Source organism: Brevundimonas sp. PAMC22021 (assembly GCF_019443405.1).
Lineage (GTDB): Bacteria > Pseudomonadota > Alphaproteobacteria > Caulobacterales > Caulobacteraceae > Brevundimonas.
Genome location: NZ_CP080376.1, coordinates 1911824 through 1930008, shown reverse-complemented (window position 1 = coordinate 1930008; position 18185 = coordinate 1911824). Strand labels below are relative to the sequence as shown.

The 18185-nt window shown below is 67.1% G+C and carries 16 protein-coding genes; 7 read left to right on the top strand and 9 right to left on the bottom strand.

The features are described 5' to 3' along the window. Positions 1–192: 192 nt before the first annotated feature. The 4 genes from dnaG to KY493_RS09465 all read left to right on the top strand — a co-directional run bounded on the left by dnaG (position 193) and on the right by KY493_RS09465 (position 7716). Entirely contained in the window at positions 193–2070 is a 1878-nt protein-coding gene (gene dnaG / locus KY493_RS09480) for a DNA primase (RefSeq protein WP_219896110.1), read from the top strand. A 71-nt stretch (positions 2071–2141) separates the two neighbouring features. Next, a complete protein-coding gene (gene rpoD / locus KY493_RS09475; protein WP_219896109.1) occupies positions 2142–4079 on the top strand; it encodes an RNA polymerase sigma factor RpoD in 1938 nt (645 codons plus the stop codon). A 190-nt stretch (positions 4080–4269) separates the two neighbouring features. Further along, complete coding sequence (gene ppdK / locus KY493_RS09470; RefSeq protein WP_219896108.1) at positions 4270–6948, top strand: pyruvate, phosphate dikinase; 2679 nt, start codon at positions 4270–4272, stop codon at positions 6946–6948. A 246-nt stretch (positions 6949–7194) separates the two neighbouring features. Further along, positions 7195–7716, top strand: coding sequence for a porin family protein (locus KY493_RS09465; protein ID WP_219896107.1), 522 nt, complete (start codon positions 7195–7197; stop codon positions 7714–7716). Between the two features lie 70 nt (positions 7717–7786). On the opposite strand, the gene KY493_RS09460 is transcribed toward KY493_RS09465, so the two are convergent. After that, positions 7787–8047 carry a hypothetical protein gene (locus KY493_RS09460; protein ID WP_219896106.1) on the bottom strand — a complete coding sequence of 87 codons (261 nt, stop codon included), beginning with the start codon at positions 8045–8047 and terminating at the stop codon, positions 7787–7789. A gap of 180 nt (positions 8048–8227) precedes the next feature. On the opposite strand from KY493_RS09460, the gene KY493_RS09455 reads away from it, so the two are divergent. Continuing rightward, on the top strand, positions 8228–8689 hold the full coding sequence (locus KY493_RS09455) for a DoxX family membrane protein (RefSeq protein ID WP_219896105.1): 462 nt from the start codon (positions 8228–8230) through the stop codon (positions 8687–8689). Here KY493_RS09455 and KY493_RS09450 read toward each other — a convergent pair. From KY493_RS09450 to rpsD, 5 genes are all read right to left on the bottom strand, one after another. Beyond that, positions 8686–9843, bottom strand: coding sequence for a beta-ketoacyl-ACP synthase III (locus KY493_RS09450; protein WP_219896104.1), 1158 nt, complete (start codon positions 9841–9843; stop codon positions 8686–8688). The two genes, KY493_RS09455 and KY493_RS09450, sit on opposite strands and share 4 nt — an antisense overlap. A 117-nt stretch (positions 9844–9960) precedes the next feature. Beyond that, complete coding sequence (locus KY493_RS09445) at positions 9961–12021, bottom strand: capsular polysaccharide biosynthesis protein (RefSeq protein WP_255567849.1); 2061 nt, start codon at positions 12019–12021, stop codon at positions 9961–9963. Between the two features lie 107 nt (positions 12022–12128). Continuing rightward, on the bottom strand, positions 12129–13607 hold the full coding sequence (locus tag KY493_RS09440) for a DEAD/DEAH box helicase (protein WP_219898470.1): 1479 nt from the start codon (positions 13605–13607) through the stop codon (positions 12129–12131). A 441-nt stretch (positions 13608–14048) separates the two neighbouring features. Beyond that, complete coding sequence (locus tag KY493_RS09435) at positions 14049–14444, bottom strand: hypothetical protein (RefSeq protein WP_219896103.1); 396 nt, start codon at positions 14442–14444, stop codon at positions 14049–14051. A 176-nt stretch (positions 14445–14620) separates the two neighbouring features. Next, entirely contained in the window at positions 14621–15238 is a 618-nt protein-coding gene (gene rpsD, locus KY493_RS09430) for a 30S ribosomal protein S4 (RefSeq protein WP_219896102.1), read from the bottom strand. A 254-nt stretch (positions 15239–15492) separates the two neighbouring features. On the opposite strand from rpsD, the gene KY493_RS09425 reads away from it, so the two are divergent. Then, on the top strand, positions 15493–15714 hold the full coding sequence (locus KY493_RS09425) for a hypothetical protein (RefSeq protein WP_219896101.1): 222 nt from the start codon (positions 15493–15495) through the stop codon (positions 15712–15714). Between the two features lie 211 nt (positions 15715–15925). Here KY493_RS09425 and KY493_RS09420 read toward each other — a convergent pair whose 3' ends face one another. The 3 genes from KY493_RS09420 to KY493_RS09410 form a co-directional block, all read right to left on the bottom strand. Next, the gene (locus KY493_RS09420; protein ID WP_255567848.1) at positions 15926–16945 is read right to left on the bottom strand and encodes an MBL fold metallo-hydrolase; all 1020 of its coding nucleotides are present in this window, start codon (positions 16943–16945) and stop codon (positions 15926–15928) included. 65 nt (positions 16946–17010) lie between these two features. Then, positions 17011–17625, bottom strand: coding sequence for a superoxide dismutase (locus KY493_RS09415; RefSeq protein WP_219896100.1), 615 nt, complete (start codon positions 17623–17625; stop codon positions 17011–17013). A 93-nt stretch (positions 17626–17718) separates the two neighbouring features. Further along, positions 17719–17946, bottom strand: coding sequence for a hypothetical protein (locus tag KY493_RS09410; RefSeq protein ID WP_219896099.1), 228 nt, complete (start codon positions 17944–17946; stop codon positions 17719–17721). A gap of 46 nt (positions 17947–17992) precedes the next feature. Here KY493_RS09410 and KY493_RS09405 point away from each other — a divergent pair, with 46 nt between their 5' ends. Further along, positions 17993–18181 (top strand): type II toxin-antitoxin system HicA family toxin, encoded by a 189-nt coding sequence (locus KY493_RS09405; protein WP_219896098.1) that lies wholly within the window; start codon positions 17993–17995, stop codon positions 18179–18181. Positions 18182–18185: the final 4 nt, after the last annotated feature.

The window sequence follows — 18185 nt, the reverse complement described above, 5'->3', positions numbered from 1 at the left end:
GGCGCAACCTTGCGCCAGATGGGGGTCCGCGAGGCGTTAGGAACTCGTTAGTCCAGGTGTCGGGGGACACCCGGGCGACCGACGCCCGATCCGCGATGCGGCGGCCTGTTCAGACTTCGGGGGAGGTTCGGACAGGCCGCCTGATCCCGCCGCCCCATCGACGCCGCCGCAGCAGGGGACTAGAGGATCGGCGTGCGCTTCGACGAACGCTTCATCGATGAACTGAAGGCGCGCCTTCGCCCGTCCGACGTGATCGGACGTACGGTGAAGCTCAAGCGGCAGGGGCGCGAGTTCGTCGGCCTGTCGCCCTTCTCCAAGGAAAAGTCGCCGTCGTTCTTCGTCAACGACGACAAGGGCTTCTTTCACGACTTCTCGTCCGGCAAGCACGGCGACATCATCTCCTTTCTGCAGGAGACCGAACGCCTTTCCTTTGTCGAGGCGGTGCAGCGGCTGGCGGGCGAGGCGGGCCTGGCCCTGCCGGCCGAGGACCCGCAGGCGGCTGAGCGCGAGGCTAAGAAGCAGGGCCTGTCCGACTGGATGGACCTGGCCCAGAAGTGGTTCGCGGCCAATCTGCGCCGCTCCACCGGCAAGGCGGCGCGCGACTACCTGGAAAAGCGCGGCCTGCCCGAGGACCAGTGGGAGCGGTTCGGCCTTGGGTATGCGCCCAACGACCGCGAGGGTCTGAAACAGGCCTTGGTCCAGCGCGGCGCGCGCCCGGCGGAACTGGTCGAGGCCGGCCTGCTGATCTCTCCCGAAGGCGGTGGCAAGCCGTACGACCGCTTCCGCGACCGGCTGATGTTTCCGATCCTGGACACGCGCGGGCGGATCGTCTCGTTCGGCGGCCGGGCGATGAACCCGGACGACCGCGCCAAATATCTGAACGGCCCGGAAAGCCCGCTCTTCCACAAGGGCGCGACGCTCTACGGCCTGCCCGAGGCTCGCCGCATCCTGGGCGCCGAATCTAAGAACGATCAGTCGATCATCGTGGTCGAAGGCTACATGGACGTGATCGCCTGCCAGCGTGCGGGATTGCCGGCCGTGGCGCCCATGGGCACGGCGCTGACGGAAGAGCAGATGGAGCGGCTGTGGCGCGTGTCGCACGAGCCGGTGCTGTGCTTCGACGGAGATGCGGCGGGCCTTCGCGCCGCCTATCGCGCGATCGAGCGGGGACTGCCGCTGCTGAAATCCGGCCGCTCCTTCCGCTTCGCCCTGCTCGAAGGCGGCCAGGACCCCGACGACATCCTGCGCGACAAGGGCGCGCCGGCGCTGCGTCAGGCGCTGGCCGACACCCGCGCCTTCGCCGAGGTGCTGTTCCGCCGTGAAGTCGAAGTCGAACCGCTCGACACGCCCGAGCGCAAGGCCGGCCTGAAAGGCCGCCTGCGCCAGGCCGCCGGCGCCGTCCAGGACAAGGACCTGGCCGAGCAATACCGCCGCGACCTGTTTGATCGCTTCGACGCCCTGTTTCCCAGGAACCAGCCGCGCGCCGTTGAACGGCCGTGGACGCCGGGGTCGGGCCGGGGTCGCTTCGGTCCACCCCCAATGCAGGGCCAGACCGCCGAAGGCGCCGCCGCCATGCAGTCGCTCAGCCGGTCGATCGAACCGGTGCCGGCCGCTCTCGCGCATGGCGCGATCGACGATCCGGAGCGATTGGACGATCATCTGGAGGCTGTCGCCGCCCACGGCTTCGGCGATCCGGCTCTGGACGGACTGGCGCAAGAGTTAGTGCGCTTACGGTTGTCGGGGCTTCCGCTTGACTCTGCGGCCATGCGTCGCCATCTGGCGCAATCGGGTCACGATGCCTTAGTGCGCGAGGTCGAGAAGGCGGCGGCAAAGTCCGGCGCGCCATTCCTGGCTTCCGACAAGCCCCTCGCCGAGGCGCGGATCCGGTGGTCGCAGGCGCTTGACGCCTCAACCCGCGTGGCGGCGTTGGAGCAGGCGCTGGCGTCAGCGAAGTCGGAGGCCCATCTGGTCTTCGACGCCTCTGCCTTCGCACGGGTGAAGGCGGAGCGTGACGCCTTGCGCCGGGCCATCAAGACCGGAACGATTTGGGATAACAGTTCGGCCTCGTAACCTACGAAGTCGGCGAGCGTTGTATTTTTGCCATGGGGCCTGATCACCCCCGCTGGCTGGAGAGACACTGAATGAGCACTCAGACCGAGACGCAGGACACCGAGGTTTCGACCGACGGGCCCCTGCTCGATCTGACGGACGCCGGCGTCAAGAAGTTCATCAAGCAGGCCAAGGCGCGCGGCTATGTCACGATGGAGGAGCTGAACAAGGTCCTCCCCAGCGAAGAGGTGACCCCCGACGCGATCGAGGACACCCTGGCCATGCTGTCCGAAATGGGCGTCAACGTCGTCGAAGCCGAGGAAGACGCGCAGGAGGCGCAGTCCACCGAGGTCGCCGCCGCCGCAGGAACCGCCGTGGCCGAAACGCCGGCCAAGGCCGCCTACGACCGCACCGACGATCCGGTGCGGATGTATCTGCGCGAGATGGGTTCGGTCGAACTGCTCAGCCGCGAGGGCGAGATCGCCATCGCCAAGCGGATCGAGGCCGGCCGCGACGCGATGATCTCGGGGCTTTGCGAAAGCGCCCTGACGTTCGAGGCCATCATGGTGTGGCGCGACGAACTGGAGAACAACCGCATCCTGCTGCGCGAGGTCATCGACCTCGACGCCACCTATGGCGTGCTGAACCCGTCGTCCCTGCCGGGTGCGGCCCAGCCCGAGGCCGAAGAGGCCGAGGACGCGCCGCCGGCCGAGCCCAAGCCCGAGGGCGACGACGAGGACGACGACGACTTCGACGACGGCGGCGGCATGTCGATCTCGGCGCTGGAGGCCGAGCTGCGCGACGGCGTCATGGAAGTGCTGAACGCCATCGCCTCCGACTTCGAAGGCTTCCGCAAGCTGCAGGACAAGCTCGTCGAAAGCCGGCTGAAGGGCGAACAGCTCTCGGCCAAGGACCAGAAGGCCTATGAGACGCTGACCACGGCGATCTCGGATCGCCTGAAGACGATGAAGCTGAACAACAACCGCATCGAGGCGCTGGTTGAGCAGCTTTACGCCATCAACAAGCGGCTGATCGGTCTCGAAGGCCGCTTGCTGCGTCTCGCCGACAGCTACGGCATCTCGCGGCCCGAGTTCCTGAAGGCCTATTTCGGCGCCGAACTCGACCCGACCTGGAGCGAGCGCGTCAAGGACATGGGCGTGCGCTGGACCAAGTTCAGCGAGAACGAGTCCGGCCAGATCGCCCTGATCCGCTCGGACATCGCCGCCGTCGCCACCGAAGCGGGCCTGCCGATCGACGACTATCGCCGCATCGTCCAGACGGTTCAGAAGGGCGAGCGCGAGGCCCGTCAGGCCAAGAAGGAGATGGTCGAGGCCAACCTGCGCCTGGTGATCTCGATCGCCAAGAAATATACCAACCGCGGCCTTCAGTTCCTGGACCTGATCCAGGAGGGCAACATCGGCCTGATGAAGGCGGTCGATAAGTTCGAGTATCGCCGCGGCTACAAGTTCTCGACCTATGCGACCTGGTGGATCCGTCAGGCGATCACCCGCTCGATCGCCGATCAGGCGCGCACCATCCGCATCCCGGTGCACATGATCGAGACGATCAACAAGATCGTGAGGACATCACGCCAGATGCTGCACGAGATCGGCCGTGAGCCGACCCCGGAAGAGCTGGCAGAAAAGCTGGCCATGCCTCTGGAGAAGGTGCGCAAGGTCCTGAAGATCGCCAAGGAGCCGATTTCGCTCGAAACCCCCATCGGGGACGAGGAAGACAGCCACCTGGGCGACTTCATCGAGGACAAGAACGCCGTCCTGCCGATCGACGCCGCCATCCAGTCGAACCTGCGCGAGACCACGACCCGCGTGTTGGCGTCGCTGACGCCGCGCGAGGAGCGGGTGCTGCGCATGCGCTTCGGCATTGGCATGAATACGGACCACACCTTGGAGGAGGTCGGCCAGCAGTTCTCGGTGACCCGCGAACGCATCCGCCAGATCGAGGCCAAGGCGCTGAGGAAGCTCAAGCACCCCAGCCGCAGCCGCAAGCTGCGGTCGTTCCTGGACAGCTGATGGAAAGGCCGGCGCAAGCCGGCCTTTTTCGTTCCGGGCAGGGATCGTCGGCGCCGGTTCAGGAACCCGCCCGGCCGCTCACGTATTGTTACATACAGCATGGCCAAGCTGTCGCGTGCGCGCTAGTCATGCCGCATCCCGAGCGGGGCCAACCCCGCCGATCAGAACACGGCTCAGGGGCTTACCGATCATGACTCAGTGGGTGTACGGCTTCGGCGGAGGCTCCGCCGACGGCGATGCGTCGATGAAGAACCTTCTCGGCGGCAAGGGCGCGAACCTGGCCGAGATGTCGTCGCTGGGCCTGCCGGTGCCGCCCGGCTTCACCGTCACCACCGAAGTCTGCACCTGGTACTACGCCAACGGCGAAACCTATCCAGCCGACCTGGAGGCGCAGGTCACGGCGGCTTTGGCCAAGGTCGAGAGCGTGGTCGGCAAGACGTTCGGCGACGTCGACAATCCGCTGCTGGTCTCGGTCCGGTCGGGCGCGCGCGCGTCGATGCCGGGCATGATGGACACCGTGCTGAACCTCGGCCTCAACGACGAGACGGTGGAGGGGTTGGCGCGCCTGTCGGGCGACCGCCGCTTCGCCTTCGACAGCTATCGCCGCTTCATCACCATGTATTCCAATGTCGTGCTGGGCCTCAGCCATGACGACTTCGAGGAGGTGTTGGACCAGCACAAGGACCGGCTGGGCGTCACCGTCGATACCGACCTGTCCGCCGCGGACTGGGAGCGGGTGGTCGAGGACTACAAGCAGGTGGTGGAGCGCGAGCTGGGCCACGCCTTCCCCCAGGATCCGCAAGACCAGCTGTGGGGCGCCGTCGGCGCCGTGTTCGAAAGCTGGATGAACGACCGGGCGAAATTCTATCGCCGCATGCACGACATCCCTGAAAGCTGGGGCACGGCGGTCAACGTCCAGTCGATGGTGTTCGGCAACATGGGCGAGACCTCGGCCACCGGCGTCGCCTTCACCCGCAATCCCTCGACCGGCGAGGCGCGGCTGTATGGCGAGTTCCTGATCAACGCCCAGGGTGAGGACGTGGTGGCCGGCATCCGCACGCCCCAGTCGCTGACCAGGATCGGCCGCGAGGAGATGGGCGAGACCGCACCCTCGATGGAAGAGGCCATGCCGGAGGTGTTCGGCCAGTTCGTCGACGCAGTCGGCAAGCTGGAGAGCCACTACCGCGACATGCAGGACATCGAGTTCACGGTCGAACAGGGCCGGCTGTGGATGCTGCAGACCCGCAACGGCAAGCGCACGGCCAAGTCGGCGCTGAAGGTCGCCGTGGACCTGGCCGCCGAGGGCGTGATCTCGCAGGAAGAGGCGATCAGTCGCGTCGAACCCTCCGCGCTCGACCAGCTGCTGCACCCGACGCTGGACCCCAACGCGACCCGCAACGTCGTGGCCGCCGGCCTGCCGGCCAGCCCCGGCGCCGCGACCGGCAAGATCTGTTTCGACGCCGATGAGGCCGAGCGGCTGAACCAGCTGGGCGACGCCGTCATTCTGGTCCGCGAGGAAACCAGCCCCGAAGACATCCACGGCATGCACGCGGCGCGCGGCATCGTCACGGCGCGCGGCGGCATGACCAGCCACGCGGCGGTGGTGGCGCGCGGCATGGGGCGTCCCTGCGTTTCCGGCGCCGGCGAGATCCACATCGATGAACGGGCCCAGACGTTCACCGCGCGCGGCCGCACCTTCAAGGCCGGCGAGGTCATCACCATCGACGGCTCCAAGGGCGAAGTCCTCGACGGCGCCGTGGCCATGATCGAGCCGGAGCTGACCGGCGACTTCCAGACCCTGATGGCCTGGGCCGACGGCGTGCGCCGCCTGAAGGTCCGCGCCAACGCCGAGACCCCGCTGGACGCCCGCACCGCGCGCGGCTTCGGCGCCGAGGGCATCGGCCTGTGCCGCACCGAGCACATGTTCTTTGACGACACCCGCATCGCCGCCGTCCGCGAGATGATACTGGCGGATGACGAGGCGGGCCGCCGCACGGCCCTGGCCAAGATCGCGCCGTTCCAGAAGGGGGACTTCGTCGAGCTGTTCACCATCATGGCGGGGCTGCCGGTGACCGTGCGCCTGCTGGATCCGCCATTGCACGAGTTCATCCCGCACACGGACGAGGACATCGATGCGCTGGCCGCCTCTTCCGGGATCGACGCCGACAAGCTGAAGCGGCGGGCGAGGGAGCTGCACGAGACCAACCCCATGCTGGGCCATCGCGGCTGCCGCCTGGGCGTCGCCTATCCCGAAATCTACGAGATGCAGGTGCGCGCCATCCTGGAGGCGGCGCTGGAGGTGAAGAAGACCTCCGGCGAAGCGCCGGTGCCCGAGATCATGCACCCGCTGGTCGCGCTGGGCCTGGAGATGAAGTTCCTGCGTGAACTGACCGACCGCACCGCCAAGGCGGTGTTCGAAGAGGCCGGCGACAGCGTCGACTATCTGGTCGGGACGATGATCGAGCTGCCGCGTGCGGCCTTGCGCGCCGGCGATCTGGCCCAGCACGCGCAGTTCTTCTCGTTCGGCACCAACGACCTGACGCAAACGACCTTCGGCATCTCGCGCGACGACTCCGGGCGGTTCCTGCAGGCCTATATGGACAAGGGCATCTTCGAGACCGATCCCTTCGTCCGCCTGGATCAGGAGGGTGTGGGCGACCTGATCCGCATCGCCGCCGAGCGGGGGCGCGCCGAGCGGGCGGACGTCAAGCTGGGCATCTGCGGCGAGCACGGCGGCGATCCTTCGTCCATCGCCTTCTGCGAAGAGGCAGGGCTGGATTACGTCAGCTGCTCGCCGTATCGCGTGCCGATCGCCCGGCTCGCCGCCGCCCAGGCCGCGCTGTCGGGAGAGCGCGAAAAGGACCGCTAGGCGTCTGCCTGATCCACGGTCGGATAAGGGGCGGCTCCGCGCGGGCCGCCCTTTGTCGTTGGGGCGAGGCGTTCCAATGTCACAACAACGTCACAGTTGAAGGAACGCTGTATGTGTCCTGACGTGCACAGCTCAGCGCAAGTGGTCGCGGCATCTGGAACGGCATAGTCCGTCCCCCATTTATGCACTCGCTGGATGGGGTTGGCGATCAACACAGATCGCCGCATCTAGGAGTGAATAGAAACAATGCGTAACATCATTCTCGCCGCTGTCGCCATTTCTGCAATCGCTGCGCCTGCACTAGCGCAATCGGCGTCCGAGCCGCGCGGATACGGCAACCTCGGCTACACTCATCTTGACGACACCAGCACGGGCGCCGTGACCGGCCGCCTGGGCGTGAACCTGAACCGCTTCATCGCGGTGGAGACCGAGGCCTCCGTGGGCGTCAAGGATCACGACATCAACGTGGCCGGCGTGGACGGCAAGATCGAGCACGAGTGGGACGCCGCCGGCTATGTCGTCGGCAAGTACCCGGTGTCCAACAACCTCGAAGTGTTCGTGCGCACCGGCTATGGCCACACCGAACTGAAGCGCGAACTGGCCGGCGGCTCTTCGGACATCGGCGAGGACAGCTGGAACTACGGCGCGGGCGCGACCTATCTGGTTGACGGCCTGAACGGCGTGCGCGCCGACTGGACCCGCCGCGACTTCAACGGCTCGGACGGCGAAAACGACAGCTACGCGCTGAGCTTCGTGCGCAAGTTCTGATCGTCTTCGATCCGACATGACGAAAGGGCGCGCCTCCCGCGAGGCGCGCCCTTTTCACGTCAGCGATGTCTCAGGCGAAGTCGCCGGCCAGCGCCCAGCGATTCGAGCCTTCCCCGAACGGGCGGAAGAAGAGATCGCGATAATGTTCGAAGACCTCGATGATGCGGGTCTTCAGATCCGGCGTCACCTGTTCGCCGCGCTGGCGCTTCAAGGCGGCGACGCAGTCGATGACCACTGTCTGGTGCGCCGATCCGCCCATGCGCTCCAGCACCAGGGCGATGTCGCGCGCCAGGCTGTCCAAGCCGTTCCGCGGTGTTTTCGTCTGAGCCATCCAGGAACTCCCTGTTCTCGACCCGCAAGGCCTCGCAAATCTTCGCGGCGGATTCAAGCGTAGCCACAGAGATGTGAATGGAACCAAATCGATTTTGGTGAATTGCGGCGGTCATTTGGCGAAATCGGCAACTGGATCGCCCCGGACGCATTACCGCAGAGCTTCTAGGAGGATACAGGAATGGTCGAGCTCTATCGGGGCATTGCGCTGGGTTGGCCCGGCCTTGTGGACACCGCGCCGTTCGTGGCGCGCATCGTGGTGGGCGGGATGTTCTTCCTGTCGGGGTTCTACAAGCTGTTCTCGGCCCAAAGCGCCGAGAAGATGCAAAAGACCATGGTTGAGGCGGGAATCGCCGCGCCACGCAAGACGGCCCGCTTCGTCTCGGTGTGCGAGTTCGCGGGCGGCGCCCTGCTGATCCTCGGTCTGCTGACCACCCTGTCCGCCGCCCTGCTCTTCATCATCAGCCTGGTCGCCCTGCTGACGGTGACGCGCAAGTCCGTGGAGGGAACCAGCCTGGGCTACCGGTTGTCGTCCTATCTCGACCTGCCCGAGACCCTGCTGATGACCATCCTGTTCTGGCTGATGGTGCAGGGGCCCGGCCTGTGGAGCCTCGACTGGGCCCTGCTGACGCCGCGCTTCTAGGCGCGCTTCCTGACAAACACCGTGCCGGCGGAATAGCCGGCGCCGAACGAGCAGATCAGCCCCGTATCTCCGGGCTCGAAGCCATCGTGGTGCAGGTGAAAGGCGATGATCGAGCCGGCCGAGGAGGTGTTGGCGTATTCGTCCAGGATGATGACGTTCTCATCAACCGTCGGCTCGCGACCCAGCACCTTCTTGCCGATCAGCTGGTTCATGTTGATGTTGGCCTGGTGCAGCCACAGGCGCTTCAATCCGTGGGGGTCGAGGCCCAGCTCGCCGGCGTGATCGACGATCATGTCGGACACCATCGGCACCACGTCCTTGAACACTTTTCGTCCTTGCTGGACGAAAAGTTTGTCTGAGGGGCCTATCGCTTCGCTGCTTGAGGCCGCCGCGCCCGCGTCTTGGTTGCTGCGTTCGGTTCGGTTCAGGAAGCCGAAATTGTTGCGGATGTTGTTGGAGAACACCGTCTTCAGCCGCGTGCCCAACACGTCCCAGCCGCCGGGACCAGCGGTGTCGGACGACTCGACGATCACGGCGGTGGCCACGTCGCCGAAGATGAAGTGGCTGTCGCGGTCGGTGAAGTTCAGGTGGGCCGAGCAGATCTCGGGGTTGACCATCAGCACGGCCTTGACCGAGCCGCCGCCAATAAAATCGGCCGCCGTCTTGATCCCGAATGTGGCCGAAGAGCAGGCCACGTTCATGTCGAAGGCGAAGCCCTCGATCCCCAGCGCCTGTTGCACCTCGACCGCCAGGGCGGGGTAGGGGCGCGGCATGTTGGAGGCGGCGCACAGCACCGCGCCGATCTCGCTGACCGGCTTGCCCCAGGCCTCGATCGCCTGACGGGCGGCGGCGACGGCCATTTCGGCCATGACCGACAGTTCGTCGTTGCCGCGTTCGGCGATGCGGGGCGCCATCCGCTCCGGGTCGATCACGCCGGCCTTGTCCATGACGAAGCGGCTCTTGATGCCGGACGCCTTTTCGATGAACTCGGCCGAGGAGGGCGTCTTCGCCTCCAGCTCGCCCGCCGCGATGCCGTCCGAATGGGCGACGTTCCAGCGTTCGGCCCAGGCGTTGTAGCTTTCGACCAGTTCGGCGTTCGACACCGACTGTTCGGGAGTGAAGAGGCCGGTCGCGGCGATGACGGCGTGGGGCACTTTGTGGTTTTCCTATCGCTCGACCCGCGCGGTCTCGCTGCTTGAGGAAGTAGGTTGCTGTCGCTCGGCTCGCGGAGCCTCGCTGCTTGAGGAAGGTTTGTTTCGTCTTCGATCGCGTCAATAGGACGGCGGAGGGCGCCGGTCGAGGCTGGCCAGCATGCCGGTCGCCCAGCGACGCACCTGTCCGCGCGGTGGGGGCGGGGCGGGGCGGTCCCGGGCGGCGATCAGCGCCTCGACCAGGTCTTCCGCCTCGCAGGGCCAGCCGTCCGGCGTGATGTAGAGCGGATAGCGGATCAGGGCCGCCAGGACGAGGTGATCCACCGTGGCGCGGCGGCTGCGGCGATCGAACGCCAGCCGGTCGTCGGTCAGGCCCCAGCCTGCGTAGAAGGGCCGCCCATAGATGGACACGGCCTTGCCGCGCATCAGGGCCTCGAACCCGGTCAGCGACGTCAGGGTGGCGACGCGGCTGCAGGCATGGAGGCAGTCGATGATGTCCAGCCCGTCGCCGGACGCGTCCACCGCCTCCAGCGCCGCAGGATCCAGCCGCCCCGGCCGGTTGCCCGCCAGGACGTCCGGGTGGTTGCGATAGACCAGAAAGGCGTCCGGATGGTCGCGCTGCGCCGTCTCGACCAGGGCCGAGTTGGTGCGCAGATCCGGCTCGCAGCCCAGCAGGATCGACTTGTCGTTCTCGACCTGCCCCACCACCAGCAGCACCGGCCGGTCCGCGGGCCAGTCGGCGGGCGCATGTCCCTTGATGTTGTATTTGGACAGGCCGGCATCGACGACGCGGGCGCGCAGGGCGGCGGCGCGGGCGAGGTCGGCGGCGCTTGGCTCGGTCGTCTCGATCAGGGTCTCGAGGCGTGAGGGGCGGCGGGGATCGTAGTAGACGCCCTGGTCGTCCAGGGCGACGGACAGGGCGCCCACGAAATCCGAACCGAGGCCGCGCGAGCGAATGAAGCCGTCCTCCATCCTCACCGTCGGGCCGTCGAAGCCTTCGGCCGCCGCGCGCGTGGCCGCGCTCTCCTTCCCGGCCCACCAGATCAGCCGGCCGTCCGTCTCGTTCGCGTGCCGGGCCGCCCGCTGTGGCGACATGAAGTAGCGCAGGCGGGTCTTGGGGCCGTTCAGCAGGCGGCGCACCTGGGGTCGCTTGGCGGGGGCGAAGCCGACGGCGGACCACGACCCCGCGAGACGCTCGGCCCGGTCGCGAAAAGCGATCAGCCGGTCCAGCGCCTGCTCGGCCTCGCAGCGTCGGCCCGTGACCGGATCGACATAGCGGGTATAGGCGATCAGCGCCGCCGCCGCGACCTGCTCGATCGAGCGCGAGACGCCGCGCCGCCCCGTGTCCACCGCATCGACGGTCAGGCCCCAGCCGGAATAGAAGGGGGCGCCGAAACAACGGACGGGCAGGCCGCGCAGCAGCGCCTCGAACCCCAAGGCCGAGGTGACGCACCACACCGCATCGACGGCGGCGAGCAGCTCGGACGGGCGCACGTCGGCGTCGATCAGGGTGACGCCGTGCAGATCGGCGTCGGCGATGCAGCCCTGCTTGCGTCCGGCGGCGACGGCCGGATGACGCTTGACGATCAGCTGGGCGTCCGGTTCGTCCCGGCGGGCGGCGGCGATCATGTCGGCGAAGCTCTGCGTCGAGGCCAGGCCGCAGGCGATGGAGGCGTCGCCGAGCGTCTGGTCCACGATCAGGATGCGACGACGCGGCTGGAGCACCGAGGCGTCCAGCGGTCCGCCCATGTTGGTCTTGGACAGGCCGGAGGCGACGATACGATCGATCAGGGCGCGCGCGCGCTGTTCGGTCGCCGCATCGCACCGGTCGGACGCTTCGGCGATCAGCCGCTCCAGACGGCTGGGCCGGGTGGCGTCGTAATAGACGCCCAGGTCGTCGACGATCAGGCTGACGCTGGCTGCGCCCGCCTCGCCCAGTCCGATCGAGCGCAGGAAGCCGTCTTCGAGCGCGACATAGGGGCGGTTGTTCCTTGCCGCCCAACGGCGACCGGCGGCGGCGGACGGCTTCATGCCCCAGCCGAGAACAGCCTGAACATCCGCGCCCGGCATGCGGCGCAGCTCATACTCGGGCAAAAAGGCGTCGAGAAACGGGACCTTCAGCACTCCGGGCGCGCAGACCCAGGCGGGCTTCGGAACAGGTGAGGCGGCGGGCGAGGTCACGCCGAAGCTTTAGCGGCAGAGCCGGCGAGTTTGCACGCGGAAAACACGCACGCCCGCCGGCGGGACGCCTCTCCTTCCACCTGCGCCGGGGAAGGAGAGGGCGTGCGTCAACCCTGTTGGGCGTAGCCCTTGCCGCCGTTCGACGGGCGGCGACGGGGACGGCGCTTCATCTGGCCCTCAGCGCGCGGTTCGGCCGAAGCGGCCGGAGCCGAGGCTGAGGCCGTCTGGCGCGGACGCTCGCCGCTCATCGGATTGTATTCCCGCACCGGGGCTGTGCGTTCGGCGCCCGCGCGGCCGCCCTTGCGCTGGCGATGCGGCTGGCCGCCGCCTTCCGGGCGCACGCCGTCGCGGTGCGGGTTGCGACGGCCGCGGCCGCCCCGACCGTCGCCACGCTCGCCGCCTTCTCGCTCCGGCAGGGTCGCCTTCTTGCCGACGCCCGAAGCCATGATGGAGGCGTCCAGCGCCGCCAGCGCCTTGTCGTTGCGGCGGTCGATGGCCGGGATCTTCTGGCGCGTGACCTTTTCGATGTCCTTCAGCAGCTTCATCTCGTCGCCGGCGACGAAGCTGATGGCCGTGCCGTCGGCGCCCGCCCGCGCGGTGCGGCCGATGCGGTGGACATAGGCTTCCGGCACGAAGGGCAGTTCGAAGTTCACCACGTGGGTGACCTTGTCCACGTCGATGCCGCGGGCGGCGATGTCGGTGGCGACCAGCACGCGCAGCTTGCCGTTCTTGAACGCCTCAAGCGCACGCTCGCGCTGCGGCTGGCTCTTGTTGCCGTGGATGGCGCCGGCCTCGACGCCGCCGGCCTCCAGATAGGCCGCGACCTTGTCGGCGCCGTGCTTGGTCTTGGTGAACACCAGGCAGCGGGTGAAGCCCGGGTCGCTGAACAGTTCGGTCAGCAGGGCGCGCTTTCTGCCCTGTTCGACATGGACGACCGACTGGCTGATGCGCTGGACGGTGGTGGCCTGGGGCGTCACCTGGACCTTGACCGGGTCCTTCAGCAGTTCGCCCGCCAGCTTGCCGATCTCGGTCGGCATGGTGGCCGAGAAGAACAGGTTCTGGCGGCGCGCCGGCATGCGCGACACGATCTGGCGGATCGGCTTGATGAAGCCGAGGTCCAGCATCTGGTCGGCCTCGTCCAGCACGAAGATCTCGGTGGAGGCGAGGTCCAGCGTCTTCTGCTGGATGTGATCCAGCAGGCGGCCGGGCGCGGCCACCAGGATGTCCAGGCCCTGTTGCAGCGCGCGCTCCTGGCCGCCGTACTTCACGCCGCCGAAGATCACGGCGACCCGGAAGCCCAGGTGCTTGCCATAGGCCTTGAAGCTTTCGCCGATCTGGGTGGCCAGTTCGCGCGTCGGGCTCAGGATCAGGGCGCGCGTGGTGCGCGGCACGGGCGGGGTGCGGTTCTCGGCCAGTCGGTGCAGGATCGGCAGGGCGAAGGCCGCCGTCTTGCCGGTGCCCGTCTGGGCGATGCCCAACAGGTCCTTGCCCAGCATGACGTCGGGGATGGCCTTTTCCTGGATCGGAGTCGGCTTTTCATAGCCCTCGGCGGCGAGGGCGGTCAGCAGGGCCTTGTTCAGGCCCATGGATTCGAAGGTAGTGCTCAAGTGCGTTGTCTTTCGCATGCGCGACGCAGCCGGCTGATGAGCCGAAAATAAGCAGCGCCGCCAGTCCGGCCGGGGGGGGCCGAAGATGGATCGGGCGCCGCCCCGCGTGTCCGGACAGCGAATGAAACAGCTATGGGCCGGCGTCTTCTACAGACAGGTCCTCAAAGAAGAGAACCCACACGCGCTGGAGGCGCCGGACGTCGCGAAGGTGCGACAGCGCGGCAGATGGGCGCTCAGGCCTAAAAAGTCAAGGTAGAGGCTCTCCTCCCCGTTCGCGTAGCGAATGGGGAGGTGGATCGACGGCGAGAGCCGGCGAGACGGAGGGGGGTCTTTGTGTCGGCCGCAACCCCTCCGTCACGAGGCTTCGCCTCGCGCCACCTCCCCATCCCCGATGGGGAGGAGAGGAGACGCCAGACGCCTTCAGCCGCCGGAAGGCAGTTGATAGGGATTGTTCACCACCACCGGCGAGCCGGCGGGCAGGCCCAGTTCGTCGAACGACCATTTCAGCTCGACACCCTCGTCCTGCGGCTTGCGGCAGGTGTCTTCGTCGATGCGGCGCAGGGTGATCACCGCCTTGCCGCCCTGCAGGCTGACGATCGGCAGCAGGTCTTCCTTTTCGGTGCAGCCGTTGGAGGTGACCCAGAACACGGCCTGATCCTGGGTGAAGGCGGCAGCGCGCACGGGCTCCAGTTCGCCCGGCATGCCCGCGGTGGACGCGGTCGGCGTCTCTTCCGGCGTCGCGACGCAGGCGCTCAGTAACCCCGCCGCCCCCACGGCCGCCAGTCCGCCCCTGGTCAAAGTCGTCAGCCGTTCCACCGAACGCCCTCCCGATCTCGCCTCCACCATGGAGGATGCGCCTGTTCGTCTCCGAAGAACAGGGCCTGAAAGACAAAGGGCCCCGGACGCATCCGGGGCCCTGAACTCGTCTCCACCAGGCGGCTCAAGCCGGTCAAAGACCGATAGCCGCCAAGGAAGATCTTCGTGAGCGCAGCTTACGAAGAATAGTATTCGACGACCAGGTTCGGCTCCATCTTCACCGGATACGGCACGTCGGCCAGTTCCGGGGCGCGCACGAAGCGCACCGAGAAGCTGCGGTCCGACAGTTCCAGGTAATCCGGCACGTCGCGCTCGCCGGACTGCTGGGCTTCCAGCACCAGGGCCATGTTGCGCGACTTTTCCTTGACCGAGATCACATCGTCGGCCTTCACGCGGTAGGAGGCGATGTCCACCTTCTTGCCGTTGACCAGGATGTGGCCGTGGCTGACGAACTGGCGCGCGGCCCAGACGGTCGGCACGAACTTGGCGCGATAGACGACGGCGTCCAGACGGGCTTCCAGCAGGCCGATCAGGATTTCCGAGGTGTTGCCCTTGCGGCGCGCGGCCTCGGCGTAGGTCCTGGAGAACTGCTTTTCGGTGATGTTGCCGTAATAGCCCTTCAGCTTCTGCTTGGCTTTCAGCTGCAGGCCGAAGTCGGAAACCTTGGACTTGCGGCGCTGGCCGTGCTGACCGGGGCCGTACGAACGCTTGTTGACCGGCGACTTGGCGCGGCCCCACAGGCTTTCGCCCATGGCGCGGTCGATCTTGTACTTGGCGCTGTGGCGCTTGGACATTCTGTTCTCTTCTCAGTGATGCGGCCCGGTCTCTTCCCGAATGAAGAGACAATCTCAACGGCGGTCCACGCATCGTCCGTAGTGGCTTCGCGCCTCCGCCTGGGGCAGGTGCGGGAAGGGCGCGCTTATCCTCTCCAGGCCTCTTGGAGTCAAGCCGGAGGGGGCGTTAAGCATCATTTGGCGGAACGACGTGCGGTTTCCGCTCATTTCCTCGACGTAGCCGGCGATCGCCGGCTGTCCGCCAAGGAGGTTTCATGGTGCGCGCCACGTCCAATCCATCCGCCGGCGTCACCGAACGAGCCTTTGATGCGCTGCGCCGCGAACTGGTGGATCTGGTCGAGCCGCTGACCGATGAGCAACTGCTGGACCTGGCGGACGGGATTCATGAGATGCTGCGCCAGCGGCGCGTGGTCCGCAACCATCACCGCCAGCGCATGTGCGACCGAACCGGCGGCCGCTTCGACCTGTCGGTCTGACGTCGCGGGCGGCGTCCCGGTCATGCTGTTTGGCCCGCCTTTCTCCGTCATCCTAGGCCTTGTGCCTAGGATCCAGACTCCCGGCGCCAAACGTGTGGCGACCCCGTCCCGCCCTTGTGTCGTCCCACTGCGAACAGGCCAGACCTGAGTCTCTGGATCCTAGGCGCAAGGCCTAGGATGACGAGGGTAAAGAGGCGCGTTCGCCGCCGGCTCACCCGCCCTGGGGCGCGCCGCCGATGCTGCGGGTGGGCGTGGCCATGCCGTTTCCGCCCTGGGGAACCGCCTGCGCTTCCGGCACGAAGATCGCCCGACCGCCGCGCTTCTGCAGACGCCCGACCCCCGGGAACGGGAAATGATAGGCGTAGATATGGGCGCCCGACGCCAAGAGGGCCGACACTTCCTGTTCGCGCCGCTCGCGCCCGGCGTTCTGGTCGTCGTCGTAGCCATTGTTCCATTCCGGATGTTCGACCGACACCAGGAAGTGGTGCATCAGATCGCCGGTGTAGAGCAGTTGGTTCGGCCCCGAGGTGATCAGATACGCCGTGTGGCCAGGCGTGTGGCCCGCCGTGTCCTGCGCCTCGACGAACGGCAGGATTTCCTCGTCCGGCCGGAAGGTCTGCACCTTGGGCGTGATCACGCGCACCAGGTCCGCCATCTCCGGATTGGCGCGAACGGCCGCCCATTCCGCTTCCGACATGCGCACGGCCGCATTGGGAAAGGCCAGGGCGTTGTTCAGCACCAGCCCGCCCGTGTGATCTCCATGACCGTGCGAGATCAGCACGTCGGTGACGCTGGCGGGATCGACGTTGGCCGCCTGCAGCGACTGCATCAGCGTGCCGCCCTGCGCCTGGCCCAGGCCAGCGTCTAACAGCACCGTGCGTCCGTCGGCGCGCACCAGCAGCGGATGCACCTCCAGCCGCAGGGTGTCGCCCGGCTCGCCGTTGGCGGTCAGGACATTGGACACGGCGTCGGGCGTCTGGCCCACGCCGAAGATCTTGTTGTCGTTCGGAACCGGGTTCTCGCCGTCCGCCAGGGCGATGGCGTCGATGCCGCCGATCTTGAACCAATAGGCGGGCTTCTGCGCGGGCTTGGCCTGGCTGGCGCTGGCCTGGCCGTCGTCGGCCATGTTGCCGCCCTGGTTGGTTTCGCGCTGCTCGGAGGGCGAGCAGGCGCCGAGCGCCAGAAAGGCGGCGGCCGCCACGCTGGTGGTCAGGATCGATAATGCGCGCACGGCCGCCTCCGGTGAAACAAAGAAAAACGCCCGCCGAAGGCTCCGGCGGGCGTCGGGTCGAGGGCTTAACGCCTGGCGGCGGCGAACAGTTCGTTGGCCTTGTTCCAGTTCACCACCGACCAGAAGGCCTTCAGATAGTCGGCGCGGCGGTTCTGGTACTTCAGATAGTAGGCGTGCTCCCACACGTCGGCGCCCAGGACCACGTCGCCCTTCTGCTCGGCCACGTCCATCAGGGGATTGTCCTGGTTCGGCGTGGAGGTGATCTTCAGCTTGCCGTCCTGGACGATCAGCCAGGCCCAGCCCGAGCCGAACTGGCCGGCGCCGGCGGCGTTGAAGTCTTCCTTGAACTTGTCCATGCCGCCCAGATCGCTATCGATGGCGGCGGCCAGCTCGGCCGACGGCTCGCCGGTCTGACCTTCGGGGGCCAGCAGTTCCCAGAACAGGCTGTGGTTCCAGTGACCGCCGCCGTTGTTGCGAACGGCCTTGGGCGCGGAGGACAGATTGGCCAGCAGGTCCTCGATCGACTTGCCCTGCAGGCTGGAGTCCGCCTCCACCGCCTTGTTCAGGTTGTCGACATAGGTCTGGTGGTGCTTGTCGTGGTGGAAGGTCATCGTCTCCTTGTCGATGGCCGGTTCCAGCGCGTCATAGGCGTAGGGCAGGGGCGGCAGGGAAAAGGCCATGGGAGATGCTCCTTCAGGTCAAAGCTTTGCAGGTCCGCCTCATCTAGGAGACCCCATCGCCGAACCCAAGCCGGGGCCCGCGATTTCGTTCCCTCAGGGCCGAACGTGCGCCTTGATGCAGTCGCGCACGGCCCGCTTCAGGTCGCCCGGCGCGTTCGGCTCGTCCACGCCCTCGGCCTTGAACACGGCGCGCACCGCCGCGTCGAGCCCGTTCGGCAGGGCCTCGATCACCCGCTGCCGCCCCTTCTCATGCAGGCAGAAGCCCACCTCGGTGCACAGGGCGGCGAACAGGGCTTCATAGTCAGGCGTGGTGGTGGTCATGGCGTCGGCCTTGAGTGGGTCAATCATGGTGTGTAGAAGTGTGTTCGTGAACAGCCGAGACATCATCAGGGCGCTCGAAGCGGACGGGTGGTTCGAGGTGGCTCACAAGGGTTCGCACAAGCAGTTCAAACATCCGACCAGGCCGGGCCGCGTCACCCTGGTGCATCCAAGGCGCGATCTTCCGATCGGCACGCTGCGTTCCATAGAGCAGCAGTCGGGCCTGAAGCTGAGGTAAGTCG